This window comes from Nitrospira sp. ND1 (genome assembly GCF_900170025.1).
GTDB lineage: Bacteria > Nitrospirota > Nitrospiria > Nitrospirales > Nitrospiraceae > Nitrospira_A.
The window spans coordinates 119,249-140,126 of record NZ_FWEX01000006.1; the positions used below are offsets into that span (position 1 = coordinate 119,249).

At 58.0% G+C, this 20,878-nt stretch carries 23 protein-coding genes; 5 read left to right on the forward strand and 18 right to left on the reverse strand.

Annotated elements, in window-relative coordinates; genetic code table 11:
• The first annotated feature begins 118 nt into the window (after positions 1–118).
• Positions 119–3,664: a PAS domain S-box protein gene (locus NSND_RS05105; protein ID WP_080877963.1), complete on the forward strand. Its 3,546-nt coding sequence runs from the start codon at positions 119–121 to the stop codon at positions 3,662–3,664.
• A 9-nt stretch (positions 3,665–3,673) separates the two neighbouring features.
• Here the strand turns inward: NSND_RS05105 and NSND_RS05110 are convergent, their stop codons facing one another.
• The 13 genes from NSND_RS05110 to NSND_RS05175 all read right to left on the reverse strand — a co-directional run bounded on the left by NSND_RS05110 (position 3,674) and on the right by NSND_RS05175 (position 12,376).
• Entirely contained in the window at positions 3,674–3,841 is a 168-nt protein-coding gene (locus NSND_RS05110; protein WP_080877964.1) for a DUF1328 domain-containing protein, read from the reverse strand.
• A gap of 392 nt (positions 3,842–4,233) precedes the next feature.
• Positions 4,234–5,316 carry a DUF1207 domain-containing protein gene (locus tag NSND_RS05120; RefSeq protein WP_080877966.1) on the reverse strand — a complete coding sequence of 361 codons (1,083 nt, stop codon included), beginning with the start codon at positions 5,314–5,316 and terminating at the stop codon, positions 4,234–4,236.
• A gap of 86 nt (positions 5,317–5,402) precedes the next feature.
• Positions 5,403–6,002, reverse strand: coding sequence for an outer membrane protein (locus NSND_RS05125; protein ID WP_080877967.1), 600 nt, complete (start codon positions 6,000–6,002; stop codon positions 5,403–5,405).
• 34 nt (positions 6,003–6,036) lie between these two features.
• Entirely contained in the window at positions 6,037–6,267 is a 231-nt protein-coding gene (locus NSND_RS22065; RefSeq protein WP_369974241.1) for a CsbD family protein, read from the reverse strand.
• 195 nt (positions 6,268–6,462) lie between these two features.
• Positions 6,463–6,741 (reverse strand): PepSY domain-containing protein, encoded by a 279-nt coding sequence (locus tag NSND_RS05135; protein WP_080877968.1) that lies wholly within the window; start codon positions 6,739–6,741, stop codon positions 6,463–6,465.
• Between the two features lie 67 nt (positions 6,742–6,808).
• The gene (locus NSND_RS05140) at positions 6,809–7,048 is read right to left on the reverse strand and encodes a CsbD family protein (RefSeq protein ID WP_080877969.1); all 240 of its coding nucleotides are present in this window, start codon (positions 7,046–7,048) and stop codon (positions 6,809–6,811) included.
• A gap of 469 nt (positions 7,049–7,517) precedes the next feature.
• Positions 7,518–9,656, reverse strand: a complete 2,139-nt coding sequence (gene glgX, locus NSND_RS05150; RefSeq protein WP_143833653.1) for a glycogen debranching protein GlgX — start codon at positions 9,654–9,656, stop codon at positions 7,518–7,520.
• Positions 9,657–9,711: 55 nt separating this feature from the next.
• The gene (locus tag NSND_RS05155) at positions 9,712–10,251 is read right to left on the reverse strand and encodes a ferritin-like domain-containing protein (protein ID WP_080877972.1); all 540 of its coding nucleotides are present in this window, start codon (positions 10,249–10,251) and stop codon (positions 9,712–9,714) included.
• A 49-nt stretch (positions 10,252–10,300) separates the two neighbouring features.
• Positions 10,301–10,492, reverse strand: coding sequence for a hypothetical protein (locus tag NSND_RS05160; protein WP_080877973.1), 192 nt, complete (start codon positions 10,490–10,492; stop codon positions 10,301–10,303).
• Between the two features lie 136 nt (positions 10,493–10,628).
• Entirely contained in the window at positions 10,629–11,096 is a 468-nt protein-coding gene (locus NSND_RS05165) for a CBS domain-containing protein (protein ID WP_080877974.1), read from the reverse strand.
• Positions 11,097–11,125: 29 nt separating this feature from the next.
• Complete coding sequence (locus tag NSND_RS05170; protein ID WP_080877975.1) at positions 11,126–11,422, reverse strand: hypothetical protein; 297 nt, start codon at positions 11,420–11,422, stop codon at positions 11,126–11,128.
• Positions 11,423–11,526: 104 nt separating this feature from the next.
• A complete protein-coding gene (locus NSND_RS20875; RefSeq protein WP_143833415.1) occupies positions 11,527–11,730 on the reverse strand; it encodes a hypothetical protein in 204 nt (67 codons plus the stop codon).
• 10 nt (positions 11,731–11,740) lie between these two features.
• Positions 11,741–12,376: a superoxide dismutase gene (locus NSND_RS05175; RefSeq protein ID WP_080877976.1), complete on the reverse strand. Its 636-nt coding sequence runs from the start codon at positions 12,374–12,376 to the stop codon at positions 11,741–11,743.
• A 312-nt stretch (positions 12,377–12,688) separates the two neighbouring features.
• On the opposite strand from NSND_RS05175, the gene NSND_RS05180 reads away from it, so the two are divergent.
• Complete coding sequence (locus NSND_RS05180; protein WP_159450643.1) at positions 12,689–13,345, forward strand: response regulator; 657 nt, start codon at positions 12,689–12,691, stop codon at positions 13,343–13,345.
• A 4-nt stretch (positions 13,346–13,349) separates the two neighbouring features.
• Here NSND_RS05180 and NSND_RS05185 read toward each other — a convergent pair whose 3' ends face one another.
• Positions 13,350–14,033, reverse strand: a complete 684-nt coding sequence (locus NSND_RS05185) for a response regulator (RefSeq protein WP_080877978.1) — start codon at positions 14,031–14,033, stop codon at positions 13,350–13,352.
• 91 nt (positions 14,034–14,124) lie between these two features.
• Positions 14,125–15,402 carry a hypothetical protein gene (locus tag NSND_RS05190; RefSeq protein ID WP_080877979.1) on the reverse strand — a complete coding sequence of 426 codons (1,278 nt, stop codon included), beginning with the start codon at positions 15,400–15,402 and terminating at the stop codon, positions 14,125–14,127.
• 405 nt (positions 15,403–15,807) lie between these two features.
• Here NSND_RS05190 and NSND_RS05200 point away from each other — a divergent pair, with 405 nt between their 5' ends.
• The 3 genes from NSND_RS05200 to NSND_RS05210 all read left to right on the forward strand — a co-directional run bounded on the left by NSND_RS05200 (position 15,808) and on the right by NSND_RS05210 (position 18,221).
• On the forward strand, positions 15,808–16,569 hold the full coding sequence (locus tag NSND_RS05200) for a hypothetical protein (RefSeq protein WP_080877981.1): 762 nt from the start codon (positions 15,808–15,810) through the stop codon (positions 16,567–16,569).
• A gap of 16 nt (positions 16,570–16,585) precedes the next feature.
• Positions 16,586–16,939 carry a hypothetical protein gene (locus NSND_RS05205; RefSeq protein WP_080877982.1) on the forward strand — a complete coding sequence of 118 codons (354 nt, stop codon included), beginning with the start codon at positions 16,586–16,588 and terminating at the stop codon, positions 16,937–16,939.
• Between the two features lie 499 nt (positions 16,940–17,438).
• Entirely contained in the window at positions 17,439–18,221 is a 783-nt protein-coding gene (locus tag NSND_RS05210) for a class I SAM-dependent methyltransferase (protein WP_080877983.1), read from the forward strand.
• A gap of 10 nt (positions 18,222–18,231) precedes the next feature.
• Here the strand turns inward: NSND_RS05210 and NSND_RS05215 are convergent, their stop codons facing one another.
• The 3 genes from NSND_RS05215 to NSND_RS05225 all read right to left on the reverse strand — a co-directional run bounded on the left by NSND_RS05215 (position 18,232) and on the right by NSND_RS05225 (position 20,781).
• Positions 18,232–19,515 carry an NAD(P)/FAD-dependent oxidoreductase gene (locus NSND_RS05215; protein ID WP_080877984.1) on the reverse strand — a complete coding sequence of 428 codons (1,284 nt, stop codon included), beginning with the start codon at positions 19,513–19,515 and terminating at the stop codon, positions 18,232–18,234.
• A gap of 142 nt (positions 19,516–19,657) precedes the next feature.
• Positions 19,658–20,365, reverse strand: a complete 708-nt coding sequence (locus NSND_RS05220; protein ID WP_080877985.1) for a PRC-barrel domain-containing protein — start codon at positions 20,363–20,365, stop codon at positions 19,658–19,660.
• Positions 20,366–20,421: 56 nt separating this feature from the next.
• Positions 20,422–20,781: a PRC-barrel domain-containing protein gene (locus tag NSND_RS05225; protein WP_080877986.1), complete on the reverse strand. Its 360-nt coding sequence runs from the start codon at positions 20,779–20,781 to the stop codon at positions 20,422–20,424.
• Positions 20,782–20,878: the final 97 nt, after the last annotated feature.

Below are 20,878 nucleotides of genomic sequence, written 5' to 3' on the forward strand. Positions count from 1 at the left end.
TGCTGTTCCGACCTGACCGACTCTCGTGCCTGCACTGGGTATGTCCTTCGATGAAGAGCCTGCGAAAGGCCTTCATCGCACGATGTGACGGCATCAACCGAAGGTATGTTGTTCTCGCATGACCTCGATGCTCCTCACATTGCAGCGTGTGGTCCTATCGGCCGCCGGACTGGCTATCGCGTTCCCAGCCCTCACATTGCTCTGCTGGGCCTACGACCATTCGATCCTGTACCATCTGCATACGTCTTTCCGCACACTGAAACCCACGACCATGTTGGCGGTCCTCTTCTGCGGCCTATCCCTCTGGTTGCAAGCTGAAGAGGGCGCCGTCACGACCGCACGGCGGTATGTTGCACAGGGCTCCGCGATCGTCGCCTGCCTGCTTGCCAGCCTGATCCTGTCGGAACACCTCCTTGCTCTCGACCTGGGAATCGACCTCTGGCGCATTGCCCTCCCGGAAATCTCCAGCGATGCACATCCTGGGCGCACGGCTCCTGCCACAGCCGTCGCCATTCTGATGCTGGGACTGACACTGTTGTGGCTTGATACCAAACCGTTCGCGACATACTTCTTCGATCAGTCTGCCGCACTCATAGGAGGAACGATCGGCTGCATCGGGCTGGTCGGGTATTTGTACGGGGTTCAGAGCCTTTACAAAGTGGGGACCTTCTCATCCACCTCCGTCTATAGCGCCCTCCTGTTGGTGACATTGGGCCTGGGAATTCTCTGCGCGCGACCGGCGAGGGGCCTGATGGCCACCCTCACCAGCGAGAAGCTCGGGGGGGTGATGTTGCGACGTCTCCTGCCCTTCGCCGTCATGCTGCCGATACTCGCCGGATGGATTCGCATTGCAGCCCAGCGGTCGGGGAAGTACGACTTCAATTTCGGCGTGGCACTGGCTGTGGCCGCTGTGATGCTGATCATGCTGGCGTTCCTCTGGCTTCTGGCAGGAAGCCTGAACCACACCGACGGCCAGAAGAAACACATCATGCAAATTCTCCAACAGCGTGAAGCCCGGCATCGCCTGGCGTTGAGAGCCGGCCGCATGGGCACATTTCACCAGGACCTCGACGACGAGTCGCTGGTGTTCTCCCCTGAACTTGAGGCCATTTTCGGCCTCCCTCCCATGAGCTTCGCCAGCACCTTCGCGGCCTTTCAACAACTGATTCATCCCGATGATCGACAACGGGTGCAGCAGACCGTTGCCGAGGCGGTTGAAAACAGGACCGCCTACGACCTTGAGTGCCGGATCCTTCGCACGAGCCCTCCCGGTGAGAGTTGGATTGCGGTGACCGGGCAGGTGCTCCCCGACTCGACCGGGCATCCGCGACAAATCACCGGCGTCATGTTCGACATTACCGAACGGAAACGATCGGAAACCGCGCTTCGACAGAGCGAAGAACAACTGCGGGTCGTCACCGATGCGTTGCCCGGCCTCATCGCCTATGTGGACCGCGATGAACGATACCGTTTTGTGAACGCCGGATATGAACGGCATTTTGGACGGTCTCGTGAGCAGATCGTCGGAAGCTCTGTCAAAGAACTCCTGCAACAGGATTATCCGCAAGTACAACGTTTCATCGAGCGGGTACTGGAGGGCGAGCAGATCTCATTCGAAACTACCAGTCTTGGTGAGACCGACGAACAGACGCTCCTGGCGACCTATGTCCCGGAACGGACAGCCGGGGGAACAGTCGAAGGCTTCTATGTCCTCATCACCAACATCACAGACCGGAAACGGACAGAGCAGGCCCTGAGGGAAAGCGAAGAACGGTTTCGACATCTTTTTGAGCAGGCTTCCGACGGTATCGTCATGGCGGATATGTCGGGCCATTACCTGGATGTGAATAGTCGGGCTTGTCACATGCTGGGATATTCTCGCGAAGAACTGCTCGGCATGGGCGTGACCGACCTGCTCGATCCGCATGACTACAAACGCCTGCGGGAGATCAAGGCCGAGTTGCTGGAAGGACACCGTCATTCCGGTGAATGGAAGTTGCGCAGGAGGGACGGAGCGACACTGTCCGTGGAGATCAGTGCCAAACTCCAGCCCGACAGACGCTGGCATGCCATCGTCCGCGACATCACCGAACGCAAACGGGCCGAGGCCGGGCTGCGGGAGAGCGAAGCCCATTTCCGCATGTTGGCGGATGCCACTCCGGTGCTCGTTTGGATGGCGGGCACCGACACCCGCTGCACCTGGCTGAATCGATCGTGGCTTGAGTACACAGGCCGTCCCCTGGAAGACGAGCTCGGCAGCGGATGGACATCCGGCATTCATCCGGACGATCAGGCCGAGTACCTGCGAGTCTACAAAGCGCACTTCTCGCGGCACGAGCCGTTTGAAATGGAATACCGCCTCCGCCGTCAAGACGGGACCTATGGGTGGATTCTCGACCGGGGGGTGCCGCTCCTGACGCAGAACGGAGAATTCAGCGGGTACCTCGGCTCAGCCATCGACATCACCGACCGAAAGCATGCCGAAGAGCAGTTGCAGCAATGGACGGGCGAGTTGGAGAAGCGGGTGGATGAACGAACACAAGCGTTGGTGCGTTCACAGGAACGTCTTCGTGCCCTCGCCTCCGACCTCAGTGCGACCGAACAACAAGAACGCCGGCGGCTGGCGACGGAACTTCACGATTATCTGGCGCAATTGCTCGTGGTCGGGCGCATGAAACTGGGCCAGGCGAAACCGCACGTGCAAGATTCCAAGACCCTGCAACTCCTGAGCGAGGCGGATGACGTCCTCACGCAATCACTCAACTATACTCGTTTTCTCGTGGCGGAACTGAGCCCCCAGGTGCTCTATCAATTCGGCTTACCTGCGGCGCTCAAATGGCTAGGCGGCCAAATGAAAACCCATGGGCTGACCGTCATCGTCCATTGTGACCGCGATCATCTCCCCATGGACGAGGAAAGCGCGGTCATTCTCTACCAAAGTGTTCGGGAATTGCTGTTCAATGTCGTCAAGCATGCACGGACTACGGAGGCCGCCATTTCCCTCTCGTGCCGCACCCATGACATCGTCACCATCACCGTCTCCGACCAGGGATGCGGATTCAATCTGTCGACAATGACGGAAACCGATCGGGCTCTCCCCGGCCGGTTCGGCCTGTTCAATGTGCAAGAGCGCGTTGAGGCGATCGGCGGGCGTCTTAATTTGGATTCCACGGAAGGCAAGGGCACGACCGTCACGCTGACAGCCCCGATTGACGGCAACTCCCAATCCGAGCCGGGGTCAGCGTCCTCCCGCGCGAAACAACGTGTCGCCGCGCCCGTTCCTCCTTCCGAACGGCTTCGCATCCTCCTCGTCGATGACCACGAAATGGTTCGACAAGGCCTACGGAGCGTGCTGGACAACTACGAGGACCTGGAGGTTATCGGCGAAGCGGGTGACGGCGAGTCGGCGATCAGTATCGCCGCGGCGCTCAAGCCGGATGTCGTGGTGATGGATGTGAATATGCCGAGGATCGACGGGATTGAAGCGACCCGCCGCATCGTCTCAGCGCAACCCGACATCGTCGTGATCGGATTGTCGGTTCAGAACGAACACCATGTAGAAGAGGCCATGACCAGAGCCGGGGCGGCGGTCTTTGTGACAAAAGAACGCGCCGCCGGCCAGCTCTATGAAGCAATCGTGCGCACAGTTCGCACGAGAAAGTAGGAGCGGCCTTTAGACGGCGGGAGGGCGCTTGCCCATCACCATGCCGATCACCGCCAGAATCAGAAATACGACAAACAGCACATAGGCGATATGGGTCGCGGTCCCCGCCACACCGCTCACTCCCAACACCCCCGCGATCAGCCCGATGACTAAAAATGTCACAGCCCAGCTCAACATGATGGCACCTCATCTGAAATGGTGGACGATACGCTTGCACCGCATGGAACCTCTATGAATGCAATGGATGCTTCGTGGCGCAGCCCTTGTGCCCGCAGGCACAGGCTCCGCTGGGAGCCGACGAACTGCGACAGGCGTCGGAACAAAACTCCCGCCCCTTCTCAGCAGGGCAGGAACATCCGGGATGCGCACAGGATTTCTGTCCACTGGCGGGATCTGGCATCATGACCTCCTTCCAGACGACCGAGGCCGTCTTTCATGACGGAGTTGCGGAACCGAACGAACACCCATAAGCACCACGGGTCCCACCGAGAAGGCGAGCGGCACAGCTCGATACGTTTCTACCGCCGGTCCTCTCATCAGAAAAACGGGCCGCTCATCGCAGGCTTGGATCAGAACCAGAGATGGACTCCCATTCCGATCCATTCGACTTTTTGTGTGAACAGTTGTCCGTCCGGACTGGGGCCGGAAAAGTATTCGGCTAAGACCTGGAGCTTTCTATCGCCGATCCGGGCATTCTCAAACTGCAACCCTCCCATGATCGATTGGGCGACATTCCAATTCGTGCGAGCGTTGGCTTGAAAATCCGCATAGACGACCGGCCGCACCTTGCCGCCGAAGAACAACCAGGGACTCTTGAACTCGACTCCTCCCTGGCTCGTTTCCCGGCCGAGGGTGCTGGGATCCTTTCTGACGATGGTACCGACCCCACCGTAGACTCTCAGCCATGTCGTCAGGTCATACGACACCTTGAGATCGATCTCTTCATAACTCAGATTGATTCTGGCGACCTGGGCATTGTTGAGGAGAAACTCATCGCCTAAATGCGAACTCTGGTGACGAACCCGGAAGAACCCGGAGAGTTTATCCGCGCGATAACTGGCCAATAACCCGACCATATAGTCGGCATTGATCAAATCGATGGACCGTTTCTCCGTATCGAAGACGCCGAACACCCCCGCCTGCATCCCCAATTCCCATTGTCCGTCGAACGGAGCGGCGTTCCGGTAGAAGGCAAACGATTCACCGAACGCGCTGGCAAATTCCTTCCCGGATGAAAGATTGTGATAGGCCGCGCCGAAGTGTGGCCACCTCAGGTCCGCGTGCAGGGGATCCACGAGCAATCCCCGCGGCAGGAACTTTGATTCTGCTTCCGGCGTCACCGCCCGCGCTGCGGTGCCCCCCGACGACGGCACCGGCTCTTTCCCCGCCTGAACATCGGCCCTCACCACGCCGGGTATCTGCTCTAACGCTCTGACGATCTTGGAAGGGTCTTCTCCTCCCAATCGTTTGACCTGTACGGTGACGGCGCCACTGTCTACTTCTATCACCGCTCCAGAAAGGTGAAACTCGTGCTCCAGGGTAGCGGCCGCATAGCCCGCGATATACTCATCGGAGCCGGCGGCCGCCGCCCCCGCCGCAACGAACGCGCAGGTCACACACGCGAGGAGCACCACCTTCCATGGAGGGATCATTCCCTTCGGACTCCTCTCAGAGTCATGCCCGATCCAGACCGTCTCCGCCTGTTATCCAGAATCACAGATCGAACCATAGCCACACCCTAGAAATGGAAGTTGAGGCCGACCGTGACCATGTGACCATTGTCCTGGAACTTCTTGTCCACGATGTTCTGGTCTCGAGACTCAATCTTTTCCAGCCAGATGTAGCGATAGGTGCTATCGATCGAGACGTGCTTATTGAAGAAGAATTGCAGACCGCCACCGGCATGCGCGCCGAACCGGTTCTGCGTGTCGTCGAACCCGCCCGGTCCTTTCACCGTCGTGTAGTGCCAGCCGCCACCGCCCAACAGAAACGGAGCCAGCCTTGTGGTACCCAGGGGATAGATCAACGCCGACACCATCACCGGATAGCTGTGCACCCGTGTGTCGCCGATATCATTCCTGCGATAATCCACCGAACCTTCAAATGCGAAGTACCGGGACGGGTGGAGCCGCACCTGCCCGCCTCCGAACCAGCGGCTCGACCCGTCTTTAGGATCGACATAGGTGGCGCGACCACCGATGGAGAGCAGCCCGATATCGATTTGCTCAAACAGCCCTTTATCGTCCGCAGCCTGCGCACCCGTGGGGGCGGCCATGCTGCCGACTGCGAGTGTCAACCCCAATACAACCATAAGTATCGAAGGGGAAACTGTTTTCATTGTTCACTCCTCTCTGAATGTGTCGTGTAGGGCATCATGAGGACGTTTGCTCTCGTTGAGTGCCGTGGGTGTCGAACCATTCATCGACCCAGCGCTTGACATCCTCGCGCCGGTCGCCGTATCGCTCCTGGATCTTACCTTCCAGTTTATCGACGCTTCCTTCGATCGCCAGGAGATCGTCGTCGGTAAAGTCACCCCACTTCTGCTTCAATTCCCCCTTGAACTGTTTCCATTTTCCTTGTAACTGGTCCTGGTTGACTGCCACCGTGACAGTGCCCGGGTGTTCGTCAGCCCCATGTGTGCTGCCGAAGGATCGGTCGCCGGCCTGGCTCAGACCCGATGTCAGGACCATGCCTGTCAGAGTCATCGAAAGCAGCCTCATCCTGAGTTTCATGGCCTCTCTCCTCCGCTACATCGCGTGGCGCGCGCCGGCCTGCGCGGCCGGCACGCCCGTCTCCATCTAGTGATCGATTTTCGTTTGACCACTCTGCGCATCGACATACACCTTCTGCGTCTTGTTGTTGGCGTCGACGATCTCCACTTCGTAGACGGTTCGGCCGTCCTCCTTTCCGATCTCCGCTTCGACAGCCTTACCCGGCACCGCCTTCAACGCGTGCCGGACGGCGTCTTCAAGCGTGACCGTCGCAGTGGAGGCCAACTGCTTGTTGGTTTCGAACAATGCCCAGGCGGGACTCGCCAGGACTCCGGACATCAACGCCATCGCAATAATTTTTTTCATCTCGAGTGCTCCTTGTTATGCTTGTTATGTATGATTGATCTGATATTCAATGAAGACAGGCCCACCGTCAACGCTGGGGTTGAGCCTGGCGTCCTTCGGTGCGCGGCTTGCCCTGTTGCGCGTACCAGTCGTCGGCCCATTTCACCACTTCTTCCTTCTTGTCGCCGTAGCGTTCCTGGACCCGCCCGACAAATTTGTCGTAATCGCCTTCGACCTGCATCAGGTCGTCGTCAGTGAGCGTGCCCCACTGTTTTTTCACTTCGCCTTTGAACTGCACCCACTTTCCTTTGAATTGATCGGTATTCATCGTGATCCTCCTTGTTGTGATGTCATCGCTGCGGAAGCAGGCGACGCTGATATCGCCGCATCTCCGCCTCGCCTTTGCTGGGCGGCCTCTCGAAACACCCGATGATCCGGGGTCCGGAAAGCCAAGCCGGTCCTGCCGCCACGGTAAAGCACGACGGTGTTCCTGCCGTCATCTTCACCGGTCCTGACGACGACCGTCTGCTTGACTCCTTTGAATTTCAGATGTTTCATCGGCGCCTCCATGCTGTACATGCTTGTTATATCTCTCAGGGCTTCCGGCCAGGACTGGACATACCCCTAGTTTTTACAGCGGCTTACCCCGGACGATCGCATCCGCATATACGTACTTCATCTATTCCTTCGCACGATGATGAGGTCGAGCACACTCGGCTCGGCCGATCAGCCGGCCGGCACAAACATAGACATGACGTTGTTCGTGAATAAGGGCAGTCGGCCCGGGTGCGGAAGGATCACGCGCCGTGTACAGACTCCCGGCAAAGGATCGCCATGGAGCGGGCTTCGATGGTGTATGGCTCGCCGCCCTTGAATACAGCGCTCGATCGACGAGGTGTAGGATCGCAGGTATCCAACATCAGGACCCAGGAGGTGCGCTCATCGCATGCCGGCAGGACAAATGGAATAGATTCATGATGGGCGTTGAAGAGTAAGACAACCGTATCGTCGACGATGGCGTTGCCTCGTGCATCCTTTTCTTCGATGGCGTCGCCGGCGAGGACGAGGCCGATGGCTCTCAAGTGCCCCTGATTCCAATCGGCCTCATCCATTTCTTTGCCGTCCGAGTGCAACCAGACAATGTCTGTGATGTCGGACCCGTGGATCCGCCGCCCTTGAAAGAAACGCCGGCGACGAAACACCGGATGGTCCTGCCGCAAGGCAATGAGCCGGCGGACGAACGTCAGCAAGGTCCGGTTCTCCCGGCTGAGGTCCCAGTTGTGCCAACTGATTTCATTGTCCTGACAGTAGGCATTATTGTTCCCGAGCTGCGTCCGGCCGATCTCATCACCGCCGCACAACATCGGCACCCCCTGCGAGAGGAGCAGAGTGGCCAACATGTTGCGTTTCTGGCGACGACGGAGTTCCAGCACGTCCCGATCCTCAGTCGGTCCTTCCGCCCCGCAGTTCCAGCTCAAATTGTCGTTATGGCCGTCCTGGTTATTCTCGCCGTTGGCCTCATTATGTTTTTCGTTGTAGGACACAAGATCCTGCAAGCTGAATCCGTCATGCGCTGTGATGAAGTTGATGCTGGCAAACGGGCGTCGCCCGCTCATCTCGTAGAGATCGCTGCTGCCGGAAAGCCGATATGCCAGCTCGGCAACCTGCCCTCCGTCTCCCTTCCAATACCGGCGGATCGCATCACGGTACTTTCCGTTCCATTCAGCCCAGCCGACAGGGAAATTACCGACCTGGTATCCGCCCGCCCCGAGATCCCAGGGTTCGGCAATCAGCTTCACCTGCGACAGCACCGGGTCCTGGTGAATGATATCGAAGAAGGCGCTGAGGCGATCCACCTCATGCAGTTCACGGGCAAGCGTGGAGGCCAGATCGAACCGGAACCCGTCTACATGCATGTCCAGCACCCAATACCGCAAACTGTCCATAATCAACTGCAGCGTTCTCGGATGACGCACATTCAGGCTGTTTCCACAGCCGGTGTAATCCATGTAGTAACGCGGATCGTCGCCCATCAGCCTGTAATAGGCGGCATTGTCGATTCCGCGAAACGACAGCGTCGGCCCGAGATGGTTGCCCTCAGCGGTGTGGTTATAGACCACGTCAAGAATCACCTCGATACCGGCGCTGTGTAACGTCTTGACCATCGTCTTAAATTCACGCACATGCCGGCCTCGAACCGGAGACAGGGCATACCGCATGTCCGGCGCGAAGAACCCGATGGTGTTATACCCCCAATAGTTCGTGAGTCCCTGGTCGGTCAAATGTTTGTCCTGCACCGCATGGTGTACCGGGAGAAGCTCGACGGCTGTCACACCCAGCCCCTGCAAATATTCGATGACGGGCGGGGTCGAGAGTCCGGCGTAGGTACCGCGCAAATGCTCCGGCACATCCGGATGACGAGCGGTAAATCCTTTGACATGCACTTCGTAGATGACCGTCTTCGACCAGGGTGTACGGAGCAGATGGTCGCCTCCCCAGCTGAATGCTTGATCGATCACCACACACTTCGGACTCTCGTCGGCATTGTCGCGATCGTCCCTCGCCAGATCTCCCTCCGGGTCGCCGATGCGATATCCGAACATGCGATCGGACAATCGGATCGTGTCGGCGATGGATTTGGCATAGGGATCGATCAGCAGCTTAGAGGGGTTGAATCGATGCCCGGCGCCGGGCTCATAGGGCCCATCCACACGATAACCGTAATGGAGGCCGGGGCGACCCTCCGGCAGGTAGGCGTGCCAGGTTTGATTGGTCCGTTCCTCCAGCCGAATCCGGTGGGATTCTTTCGAAGCATCCGGCCCATCGAACAGGCACAACTCCACCGACGTGGCATTCTCCGAAAAGAGAGCGAAATTGACCCCCTCCCCGTCCCACGTGGCTCCCAGCGGATAGGGTCGGCCCGGCCATACCTTCATCATGTCTCCGTTTCAATCACAGGGTGAACCGAGGCAACCGTCGTGGGAAACCGGGTCATTTCAGGAGACTGACCAGATCTTCGGCATGCTCTTCTTCTTTCATCAGAATTTCTTCCAGCAACCTGCGCGTGGTCGGATCATCGCTGCCGACGAAGGCGATCATGTCCCGATAACTCTCGATCGCGATTCGCTCCGCCACCAGATCCTCCTTGATCATGTCTTCTAGATTCTCACCCTCGATATATTCGGAATGGCTGCGGTCGGCCAAGCCCTCCGGTGAAAGGTTCGGTTCACCGCCCAGTTGGACGATACGTTCGGCCAGCTGATCCGCATGCGCCTGCTCCTCGCCTGCGTGGGCCAGAAATTCAGACTTCACGCTTTCCGCGTTCATGCCCTCTGCCATGAAATAGTGCCGTCTATACCGCAGCACGCAGACGATTTCGGTGGCCAGCGCTTCATTCAATAATTTGATGACGGTTTCCCGATCGGCTTTGTAGTCGAACGTCATCGCTCCCTCTTCGATATGTTGACGCGCGCGTTCTCTGATTGTTTGCACATCCTTGATGATCGACACCTGGGGCTTGGCCGGTTTCATAACGACTCCTTTCACGGGCTAACAATGATGTTCGCGAACCATCGGGTTGTTATGGGGCCGCAAGATCTACACGCAGATGGGGCAAAGCGGACTCTAACCCCAGCCCGGCGGCCGGCTCGACGCCCGGACCACGGTCGGTGGCCGGTTGAAGCAGGCCCTTCGACTGGGTACCGACCACCAATGCGCAAGCGGCCAGCGAGAGAAACAGACCGACTTGTTTTCCGGTTGTATCAAACGGCATGACCTGTTCTCCTCTCTCATGGATCTCAATTTGCCTGTGCGTAGAGTAGAGGCAGATGGCCCCGGAGACGTACTAGGAGGAACCCTGGACAGGCAATTCAACTGCCCTGGAAACCGAAGCGTTTTTTTGATTCACACTAGGAGGCGTGGACGGAAAGCACTCCGACCAGCTGTTCGTGGCGATTCATCACCGGTAACCAGTCCGACTGCGACCCGTGCATGACCGAAATCGCGTCCGCCAGCAAATCATCTTCCAGACAGCAGGGCACAGACGTTCTCATGAATCCAGAAATGGGGGCATCTTGAGGGGCTTCCTGCACTCGGCGGTTCAAGCCGATGTCTCGATCAGTGAGCATTCCGACCAGCCGTCTGCCGTCATACACCACGACGACCGGCACGTTAAGCGAGGTCATCATCGACATCGCCTCCTTCAGACTTGTCTTAGGAGAGGCCACCGTAACCGCGGAGCTCATCGCGCTCTTCACCTTCCGAGCCTCGCCCGGGAGCAACCCCAACTGCTCATCCAGCGTGGACTCCAGGTATAAACTGGACCGGTCTCGTCTCGCCCTGGCCTCCTCCATTGTTCTAGGACCTTCGTGTTTCATTCCAGACCTCCCTCTTTCACTCACACACACTAAACCGCCTGCGGACGAACTTCATGCACCGTGAGTCGAAGTCTGCCATACTCAACCGGCTTATCCGGATTTCTGGTGTATTTCGTTTTGTCTTCACCGATCGAGACTATGCTTAAAGGAAGCGTGAGGTGCTGTTTGTAATGCGGGAATGCGGTTTCGAGCAGGAGCGTGACGGTTTGGCTTTCACACTCGATCACTTCGGCATTCAAGTCACGCTCATCCTCAAAATCCACCGTGATCCGCTCCTCGGGATGGATCCACCGACGGATCGTCATGACCTTCTCATGGGAATCCATGCGGTGCCTCCTCGTGGCGGTTTGTTCGAGCGCATGCTGCCGTTCAGCACAGTGACAAGTGGTATCATCTCACGCACAGTGCTTCCCGCCCACTAGCGATGTCTCTAGGCCATCTCCGAAACCACAGGGACGGGGTCCCGGCACATGAACTCCGGTTCCAGGAGCTGTGGAATGGGCGGCCTGGTCGGCAGAGGCGGAATCGGAGGGGGAAAGGGTTGCGGAGGAAACGGGCCTGGGTCCGGCCCGGGGAAAGGAGCCGGATCGGGCGGTTGCGGATCTGGATCGGGTCTGATGACGAGCAGTTTCATAGTCACCTCCTCATCGCGGGACGACCGGGGCCGAACAGGCGGCCTGCAGTCGCTCCTCTACCGCGCTCCAAGAGATGTTGCTGAAGAATGCCTCGATATACTGCTTCCGCTCCTGCGGTTGATAATCCAGCAAGTACGCATGTTCCCACACATCCATGACGAGGATCGGCAGGAAGCCGGCAACATTTCCATGCTCATGCAGCGAGACCCAATGGTTGGAGACAAGGCCGGTGGAGGGATCGATATTGCAGATCGCCCAGCCCACACCTCGCAACATGCCCACACTGCAAAAGTCCGTCTTCCAACGATCATAACTCCCGAAGGTCCGCTCGACTGCCTGGCCGAACGGCGACCCGTCCGCCGGACGATCCATTCCTCCTCGTCTGAGATTGCCGAAGTAATATTCGTGCAGGATCATTCCGTTATATTCAAACCCCAGGCGCCTCGTCAGTTCGGAGTAGGCCGGCATTTCTTCTTGATCCACCGTCCCGTCGCTGAGTATCTCATGTAAGCGGGCTCGCAACGAATTCGCCGCCTTGACATACCCTTCGTACAGCCCGAAATGAACCGCGAGACTGTGATCTGAAATGCCTGACAATCCGAACAGATCGTAGGATTTTGCTGTATACGGGTCGATCTTCCTCATGTGTCCCTCCATTACATCACGTATGCATCACCTGACGTCGTCCGACGATGAAGGACACCCTATCACCGAGCCGGTTCCTCCCCCACTAGGTGATGCCCTGGCGTGGACCGATGCCGGGGAGTTTCCTAGGAGCGCGACCAGAGGTCTCGTGGTATGAGAGAATGAATATCGGGGGAGCCGTGGGGGGTCGTTAAGACTTATCCGGCAGCTATAGGTGTAAAGACGAAGAGAGCCTGCTATTCTGAGACCGTTCAGGAGTGTATGTTCCTGAATCGCCTATCGGAACGCAGCAGGTACGGAGGTAGGAATCCTGTGTCAAAAGCACGTCTCGTCATCGCCGATGACCACAGCATCGTGTTGGAGGCCTATCGCCAACTTCTCGAGCCGGAATTCGAAGTCGTCGGCACGGCCGAAAACGGTCAAGAGCTTCTGAACATCGCGCCGGGGCTGGCTCCCGATATCATCATGCTCGATATCTCCATGCCGACCATGAACGGCCTGGATGTCACGAAACAGCTGCGTGCCGCAGTACCCCGGGCGAAACTGATTTTTGTCACGATGATGAGCGAACCGTTTTACATTTCGCAGGCATTCGAACTGGGCGCCTCCGGCTATGTGCTCAAACAGTCGGCTTCCACCGAGCTCCTGTCGGCGCTGAATGCCGCCCTCAAGAATCAGCGCTATATCTCCCCGCAGCTCTCCCTGGAGGTGCAGGATGCCATTGAAACGCCGTGGGTGAAGCCGGAAGGATTCTCCTCCAAACTGACGCCGCGCCAACAGGAGGTGTTGCAACTTCTCACGAAGGGGTTTTCCACGAAGGAGATTGCGGCCACGATGCAGGTGTCGACCAAGGCGGTGGAATTCCACAAGGGCAATATCACGAGGCGCCTGGGCATCCGCACCACCGCGGAATTGACGAGGTTCGCCCTGTCACAGGGCCTCACCAAGCTGGACGACCAACATCCCTGAACCCTCAGACGTGAGGCCCGGGGACAGTCGGCTGCTGCGGCATCGCGATCAAGCCGATCGTGATGGCATGTTTGGTGAGTTCGGCAGTGCTGTGGACGCCGAGTTGTTTCATGATGCGGGTCTTGTGAAACTCGACGGTCTTGATCGACACGTTCAGAGTCGATGCAATCTCCTTGGTGGATTGGCCTTCCGCGATCAATTGAAGCACTTCCCTCTGGCGCGCACTCAACTTGTCGTTCGACGTTGCGGAACGTGCCGGGCCCGGTTCAGCAGGATTCAGCGCCTGCTCGACCAGATTTTCCGCCACACTCGGGGAGACGTACAGTCGCCCCTTCAGCACTTCCTTGATCGCAAACACCAACTCTTCCGCGACAGACTGCTTCAGCACATAACCGGACACGCCGGCGCGAAACGCCTCCGTGACAAAATACTGCTCGCCATGCATGGTGAGCACCAGCAGCTTGACTTCCGGGGTGGATTTCTTGATCTGGCGGCAGGCATCGAGCCCATTGAGCAGGGGAAGCGCGATGTCTACCAGCGCAATGTCCGGCTTCTCTTTCTCGACGGCTCGCACGAGGGCCCGGCCGTCCGCAACCCGGCCGCATAACTGGAAGTCATGCTCCAGGAGTTTTTCGACACCTTCAGCAACGAGCGTATGATCGTCGGCGATGAGAACTCTTGGTTTCATGGGTGTGCTCCGGGCTGAGATGAGAAGGTGGCCAGGAATGGATGGAAAATCCTACCACCCTCACGCGACGATAGCGAGGGGCTTTCTCCGGTTAGAGCTCTTTCGACCAGAAAAAAATGATTCCATGGCCGCCCTTGGTCGGCGGCGCTCCTCCTGGATCGCGATAAATGCCGAAATTATACGTGTAATTCAGCTCGACTTGCGATTTCCAAGGGGCACCGGTGACCAGCCCGCCCCCAAGGGCCGGCATGGAATCCGTAATATTTTTGACCGCGCCGTTGCTCGTGAAGACCGGACGCTCGACCAGCCCCCATGTGGCTTCAAGGTATGGATACAGGAAGAACAAGGCTTCATATCGATACTGCAGATTGGCGACGGCATAACGTGTCGGGAACAGCTCGTTGAAGGCGACACCGTGGATCATGGGGAGCGAGATGGCTTCCCATTCATATCCCGTCGGCCTTCCCGGCAACCGAAAAGCTGAAAACCGATCCAAATCCTTGCCGATACCTCCATGTACACTGGTCACGAGCCGGTGCTTCTCGCTCTCAATGAACGGAAGCCCGGTGGCCACCAATGCATAGGCGCTGGCTTGAAGGTACGTCTGCTCTTTCGTGAAATCGGGCGTGTCGAACGGCGCCCCACCCCATCGATCCCACTTCGCCCGGTGGCCGTGAATCAGATCTCCCCCCATGGTGAACCCTTCGTGGGGCAGTTCCATCAAGTTTCGCTTTAACGCATCGGCGCGGATTCGAAAATGGATACGTCCCTCATACGTGTCTTTGGGCACACCATACTGGGCAGAGGTATGGCCGGTTCCTTTGAACCACCGATAGCCCGCTTCATACGTAAGGGACATGTTGACGGCGCTGTCCTGTCGAAACGGATGCACGGGCAATCGATACCCTAACCCTGCCCCGGCAAAAGCATAACTCCATTCCAATTCCGTTCCCCGTTGGCGCTGACCCTGGACATATTCCGAACGTCCCATGGGAAGAATGAAATTGTCCCAGGTGAAGATCAGCGACCAGTTGGGATACTCCCGCAGGCCGATCGTGTAATCCACGTCATTGACCACTCCGGAGAACGTGCCGCGGAGCCGTCGGTTGTCGTCGTCCCAATTACGCCACACATAGAGGGCGCCGAACGGCAGCATCTCCATTTGACTCGGCCCGTTCGGAATCGCCTGAACCCCGAAACTTGCCGCCGTGACACTCCTCCGATCGCGGGGCGGCACATAGATCTCTTCCCCGAACAGAGTCGTCCGAAACTCTTCCCCGGCAATGGGAGTCGGGTCCTCTCCCTGCGCAATATTCCCTCCAAGGCCACAGAGAACGAGGCCCAAGCCACATGCGAGCACTCGGGCCACCTTACGGACTCCTCTTCGATGCATAACGGCCATATCGCGTCTCTCTGCTCTTTCACAACACCGCCTCAGCCAATCACTCATGGTGTCTCCTTATAAGACAGTGGTGATATGACTCGTCCTAGTAAAATCCCTGGATGTGCTGTCCGGAACGGCGAGTATTTACCCGGCCATTGCTTACCGATCCTCAAAGACTGCCGGCTAAGAGTGAATGTATCGCCGGAAGGGCATGCCATTTCACGCCCGCAGCCGGTGGGACTAAGACTAGGTAGATCTCCAGTATCGCAATCTGCTGAGGTTCGATAGGCTCGGCGTGTGGCAATGCGGCTTTGGCAACCTCAGCAAGATCAGTCGACTTCCTCATCGTTCGGCCGAAGGCTTGCTCTGTTAACACTGGCCCGCGCCGGAATGTGCCTCATTGCCACGAACGAGCTCCTTGCCGCACCGATTGAAGTCATCTACCCCGAGGGTGTCAGCGAGGGATTCGTCACGCTGAAAAGCATGGATGGCAAGAAGCTCGCCGATGGGGAATTGAGCCAGTTGACGACAGGGGCCGATCGGTTGGCCAGTCGTCTCACGTTTCGCTTCACCGACGGATCCCTCTATGACGAAACGGTCACCTTTTCGCAAAAGAAGCATCTGGCCATGTTGAGCTATCAATTGAACCAGCGAGGACCGGCGTTCCCTGAACCCCTGACGATTTCGCTCAACGGAGAGACGGGGCAGTACCAGGTGCGCCGGCACGAGCAGGCGAAAACCGAACAGACGATTTCCGGTCGCATAGATCTGCCGGCGGATATCTATAACGGCATGACCATTACAGCGTTAAAGAACCTGCGCGGCAGAAGCGGTGCCTCCATCCACATGGTGGTCTTCAACCCGGAGCCGAAAATTTATGAACTCGATTTGAAGCTGGTCGAGCATGAAGAAACGCGGAACACCAACCGGAAGGAAGTGAAGGCCACGGCCGCGCATTACCTCTTAACACCGAAGCTGGGATGGTTTATGAGCGCGCTTGCCTCCTTAGTCAGAAGAACGCTTCCTGAATATCATTTTTGGCTGATTAAGAAGGACGCGCCGGCGTTTGTCCGCTTTGAAGGTAGTTTGTACCCCGACGGTCCGACCTGGATCATCGAGCAGATATCACCCAGGGTCAAGGATGGGCACTAGATCATAGGGAGGGAACATGAAGAGAATCGTTGAGAAAAAAATGCAGGCCCGCAAAAAGAGCAGTTCGAAGGTGCGACGCGCCAAACAGCGCGAGATCGAGCCCTCCACTCATGTCATCGAACGGAAGCCACGACGAGCCTCCGGCGTGGCCACAGAACTCAAGAAGCAGAGGGCCAAGAAAACCGTTGCGCTGACCAAAAAGGCTTCGACCTCACGCGGACAGGCCAAAAAGGTGGGCCGCGCCGTCGGAAAGATTCTGGGCAGAGTGATCGGCACAGTCGAACAAACAGTGGCGAAGGTGATGCCAGGGTCGAAGCCAACAGCGGCACGCCAGACCCCATCAAGCGGTCGGCGCAAACGGCGTTCATGAGAGTCCCGGGCTGTCAGGATGAGCGGACCACTAGCCTCACAGCGATCGGCTTGAATTATGGGGAGAATCAGCCATGAGAAAAACATCGGCACAGCTTCTTATCGCGGCGCTTCTCCTTTATCTGCCGGCTGCAGGTGTGGCCACTGCCGACCCCGGGCCCGCGTTGCCGCCTGCTGAGTCCGCTCCCCCTTTGCCCAAGCCTGGCCTGGCGCCCCCGGCGCCGCCATCCCAAACTGACCCTGGGATCCTCAAACAACCGGAGCATCTGCCTCCGCCGGCGCCCGAAGCCGTCGTGCCTCCACCGGTCGTCGACCCCAAGATGGCGATCGACCCCGAGAAGCCTCCACGTCCGGGTCCCCCGCCACCACCGTCATCTGGAAATCCTCCAGCTAGGACCAGGTAGGCTATCTTCCATGACGAAAGAGAGCATGCTATGTTGAACCCTTCACTCCGGGACTCGACGCCTCTTACTGAATCACCACGTCGCCGAGGTGTGCCCATGAGTGCACGCGGAACCTTCGTGTCGATCCTCGCATGGCCGTTGAAGGGACTCGTCAGGACGATCCTGGGCCCTTCCCTCTATCAGCAAGTGCGAGTCACGTTCCTCGGTGAACAGTCAGGATTGGGACTCGACTGGCGGTGGGCAAATTCTCTGCGCCGCCCGCATCCTATCCGTCGGGACTTCGGTTGGCAGGCGGGACAACCGATCGATCGGTATTATACCGAGCAGCACTTTCTACCGGCCTGTCGCGCGGATATTCGCGGCAGGGTGTTGGAAATCGGAGACGATCGATATACCCGGCAATTCGGTGCGGAGAAGGTCACGGTGTCGGAGGTCCTCCATCTTCACCCCGACACTCCCGGCGCCACGATCTGCGCGGATCTGACCAAAGCGGATCACATCCCCTCCGACAGTTTCGATTGCATTATTCTCACCTTCACCCTGCAATTTATCTTCGATGTGCGGGCGGCGATCAGGACTGTGGCACGCATTCTCAACCCCGGGGGCGTCGCCCTGCTGGTGTTTCCCGGTATCACCCAGATCTCCCGCTATGACATGGACAATTGGGGGGAGTTCTGGCGCTTCACCTCCTTGTCGGCACGAAGGCTGTTCGAAGAAGTTTTTCGGCCCGACGATGTGACGGTCACCACCTATGGCAATGTCTTAGCCGCGACAGCAAGCTTGCAAGGACTGATCTCCTCGGAATTGCGTCGCGAGGAATTGGACCATTGGGACCGGGATTATGAATTGGTGATCGGCCTGCGTGCAGTGAAGCGATAGGACTCCTGGCTCAGGGCAGCCCATTCGCCTCCCCGGCTCCCTCTTCGCGCAATCCCCGCGGCTTCCCATAGATCAATCGTGCACCGGGCTTGAACGTGATGTAGTACCAGATCCATTCCACCATCACCCGAAACCGGTTCCGGAAGCCGATCAAAAAAAATATATGGATGAAAGACCAGGCCAGCCAGGCGACCAGGCCCGAAGACGACACAGGTCCGAATCGGGCCACGGCCTTGGCTCTGCCGATGGTGGCTAACATGCCACGATCCCTGTAGCGAAAGAACCGGCGATGCTCCTTCCGGATGTCGTGGGCAATCAACCCGGCTACATAGCAACCTTCCTGCATCGCGACCGGCGCCACGCCCGGCAGAGCGCGCCCTTCGGGAGACTCGCAATGCGCGGCATCGCCGATGACAAACGTCCACGGATCACCCGGCAGACTGAGATCTCGCTCGACGCGGACGCGCCCGGTCTGATCCAACGGCACATCCAACGATCGCAATATCGGCGACGCGATGTTCCCTGCTGCCCAGAGCACATTGGCGGTTCGAATGAATTGCGCGCCGGCCAAGACCCCGTGCCCGGTTACGTCATGGACCCGGCAGTTCACCATGACGGTGACCCCGAGCGCCTCCAATGCCATCTGCGCCTTCCCGGACAAATCAGGCGGGAAAGCCTCGAGTATGCGGCCTCCACCCTCGATTAAGATCACCCGAAACTCCGCCCGATGCAACACCGGAAAATCCGGCGCCATCGCCCTCCGTCCGATCTCCATAAGCGCGCCGGCCAGCTCGACTCCGGTTGGCCCGCCTCCGACAATGACGAAGGTGAGATAGTCGCTCGCACGCTGCGCGTCACCCGCCTGTTGGGCCTGCTCAAAGGCCATCAACATCCGCTCGCGAAGCTCCAAGGCATCGGGAATGGTTTTCAGCCCCGGGGCATGCATCTCCCAATCTTCATGGCCAAAGTAGGCATGTCGCGCACCAGGCGCCAGGATCAGTCGGTCATAGGGAATCGGCGCGGTCTCGGAGAGCAGGACGCAACGCGCCGCTCGATCGATCTTGGTGACCTCCCCCAGCGTAATCCGGATGTTCTGCTGTCCTCGAAACAGCGTCCGGAGCGGCCAGGCGATATCAGCCGGTGACAACGCCGCAGTCGCGACCTGGTAGAGCAGCGGCTGAAAGAGATGGTGATTAACGCGATCCACGAGTACAACTTGAGCCGCCGCCCCTTCGAGCGCTCTGGCAGCAGCCAAGCCCCCGAACCCTCCCCCGACGATCACCACACGCTGCATCGCGCGTTCCCTCCTTGCCGGGCTGGCATATCCGCATATCAGCTGCCCGGAACCATGTGTATCATGCCACTCTATCCCAAAAAGGAAAGGGCAGGCTCTCTCACAAGAGCCTGCCCTGTATCACTTCACACAAGGTGTCGAACTAGCGCTTGCTGCTCGGATGGCCGCCTTCGAATCCAGGGGCCTGTCCGGGAGGTAATCCACTGGTTCCACTCGGGCCACCACCGCCCACGCTTTCTTCACCCATCGGCCCGGTTGCACCCGGCCCCTTCTGCCCTGGAATGCCGGGATTACCGGGAGCGGAGGGCGCTTCGCGAACCTGTTCCATCTTATCCATATAGTGCTTGATATCCGGCGACATGTCCTTGCTGCTGTTCATGGACACCGGATTTTGAATGTCTTCTTTCTTGAGATTCAACTGAAGTTTGTCGCCCTTCGTCACAAACTGACTCCAGCGAATGGGAATCGGCCGCTTCGATTCGTTGGGCACGAACACGACGTATTCGATGTCACCGGTCTTCGTGTCCTTCAAGACTTGATGAATCTTGCCGATCTCGGCGCCCTGTGTATTGTACACAGAAGCATTGGCGTATTTGCTCCCTTTCTCCTCTTCGAGTTTTCCCTGTCGAACCGGTGTATCCGCATATTCTTCAGGCACTCCCTGTTTTCCACCGGTCAGATCTGTTTTCTTGTCGGGATTGATCGTTTCTCTCGGGGTGGACGTTCCTGCACCCTTCCCCATGGTGGAATCGGATGTCCCGCCTTCCCTGGATCCTTGCGTGAATCCCGGTGAACTCGTAGCGAGTAAGAGAGCAATCGTTCCGGCGTAAATGGCTATTTGTCGCATCATTAGATTCTCCTTCTTGCAGGTGTGCTACCGTTGCCTGAGAAACTCAGATGAACGTCTCACCAGTAGGGCTTGTAGCCATAATAGGTGTGGAGGCGCTCACCCCAGGCGGTATCCGCCATATCCGGCCAACGATCCTTATCAAACCCTTCGGCCTGTTCCAGCCGTTCCCTGGACACGTTCAAAATGAAGAAATCTCCCCCCGCGGACATCGTCAGGGCCTCCCAGGGAAGTGCGAACAGTTTGTCGCCCAACCCAAGAAAGCCGCCGAACGAGAGCACCGCATAAGCAATGCGTCCCTTTTCGAGATCGATCATCAGTTCATTGATCTCTCCCAGATCTTCTCCCGCCTGATTCTGTACGGGTGTGCCCTCTATCGTAGAAGCCGCCAGCAATCGTCGCCCTGTATGTAACGCCATGAGAAACCCTCCTTGTGTTGATATGCGATGCTCTGAGGCAGACACGTTGACCTCGTACTCTTAGTCATAACGCCCGAGGTCGAGAGGAACAGCTAGG

Excerpts from the sequence above, each read along its gene's own strand:
- NSND_RS05105 (WP_080877963.1), top strand. The coding sequence starts at position 119 with ATGACCTCGATGCTCCTCACATTGCAGCGTGTGGTCCTATCGGCCGCC.
- NSND_RS05110 (WP_080877964.1), bottom strand. The coding sequence starts at position 3,841 with ATGTTGAGCTGGGCTGTGACATTTTTAGTCATCGGGCTGATCGCGGGG.
- NSND_RS05120 (WP_080877966.1), bottom strand. The coding sequence starts at position 5,316 with ATGATCCCTCCATGGAAGGTGGTGCTCCTCGCGTGTGTGACCTGCGCG.
- NSND_RS05125 (WP_080877967.1), bottom strand. The coding sequence starts at position 6,002 with ATGAAAACAGTTTCCCCTTCGATACTTATGGTTGTATTGGGGTTGACA.
- NSND_RS05135 (WP_080877968.1), bottom strand. The coding sequence starts at position 6,741 with ATGAAAAAAATTATTGCGATGGCGTTGATGTCCGGAGTCCTGGCGAGT.
- NSND_RS05140 (WP_080877969.1), bottom strand. The coding sequence starts at position 7,048 with ATGAATACCGATCAATTCAAAGGAAAGTGGGTGCAGTTCAAAGGCGAA.
- glgX (WP_143833653.1), bottom strand. The coding sequence starts at position 9,656 with ATGAAGGTATGGCCGGGCCGACCCTATCCGCTGGGAGCCACGTGGGAC.
- NSND_RS05155 (WP_080877972.1), bottom strand. The coding sequence starts at position 10,251 with ATGAAACCGGCCAAGCCCCAGGTGTCGATCATCAAGGATGTGCAAACA.
- NSND_RS05160 (WP_080877973.1), bottom strand. The coding sequence starts at position 10,492 with ATGCCGTTTGATACAACCGGAAAACAAGTCGGTCTGTTTCTCTCGCTG.
- NSND_RS05165 (WP_080877974.1), bottom strand. The coding sequence starts at position 11,096 with ATGAAACACGAAGGTCCTAGAACAATGGAGGAGGCCAGGGCGAGACGA.
- NSND_RS05170 (WP_080877975.1), bottom strand. The coding sequence starts at position 11,422 with ATGGATTCCCATGAGAAGGTCATGACGATCCGTCGGTGGATCCATCCC.
- NSND_RS20875 (WP_143833415.1), bottom strand. The coding sequence starts at position 11,730 with ATGAAACTGCTCGTCATCAGACCCGATCCAGATCCGCAACCGCCCGAT.
- NSND_RS05175 (WP_080877976.1), bottom strand. The coding sequence starts at position 12,376 with ATGAGGAAGATCGACCCGTATACAGCAAAATCCTACGATCTGTTCGGA.
- NSND_RS05185 (WP_080877978.1), bottom strand. The coding sequence starts at position 14,033 with ATGAAACCAAGAGTTCTCATCGCCGACGATCATACGCTCGTTGCTGAA.
- NSND_RS05200 (WP_080877981.1), top strand. The coding sequence starts at position 15,808 with ATGTGCCTCATTGCCACGAACGAGCTCCTTGCCGCACCGATTGAAGTC.
- NSND_RS05205 (WP_080877982.1), top strand. The coding sequence starts at position 16,586 with ATGAAGAGAATCGTTGAGAAAAAAATGCAGGCCCGCAAAAAGAGCAGT.
- NSND_RS05210 (WP_080877983.1), top strand. The coding sequence starts at position 17,439 with ATGAGTGCACGCGGAACCTTCGTGTCGATCCTCGCATGGCCGTTGAAG.
- NSND_RS05215 (WP_080877984.1), bottom strand. The coding sequence starts at position 19,515 with ATGCAGCGTGTGGTGATCGTCGGGGGAGGGTTCGGGGGCTTGGCTGCT.
- NSND_RS05220 (WP_080877985.1), bottom strand. The coding sequence starts at position 20,365 with ATGATGCGACAAATAGCCATTTACGCCGGAACGATTGCTCTCTTACTC.
- NSND_RS05225 (WP_080877986.1), bottom strand. The coding sequence starts at position 20,781 with ATGGCGTTACATACAGGGCGACGATTGCTGGCGGCTTCTACGATAGAG.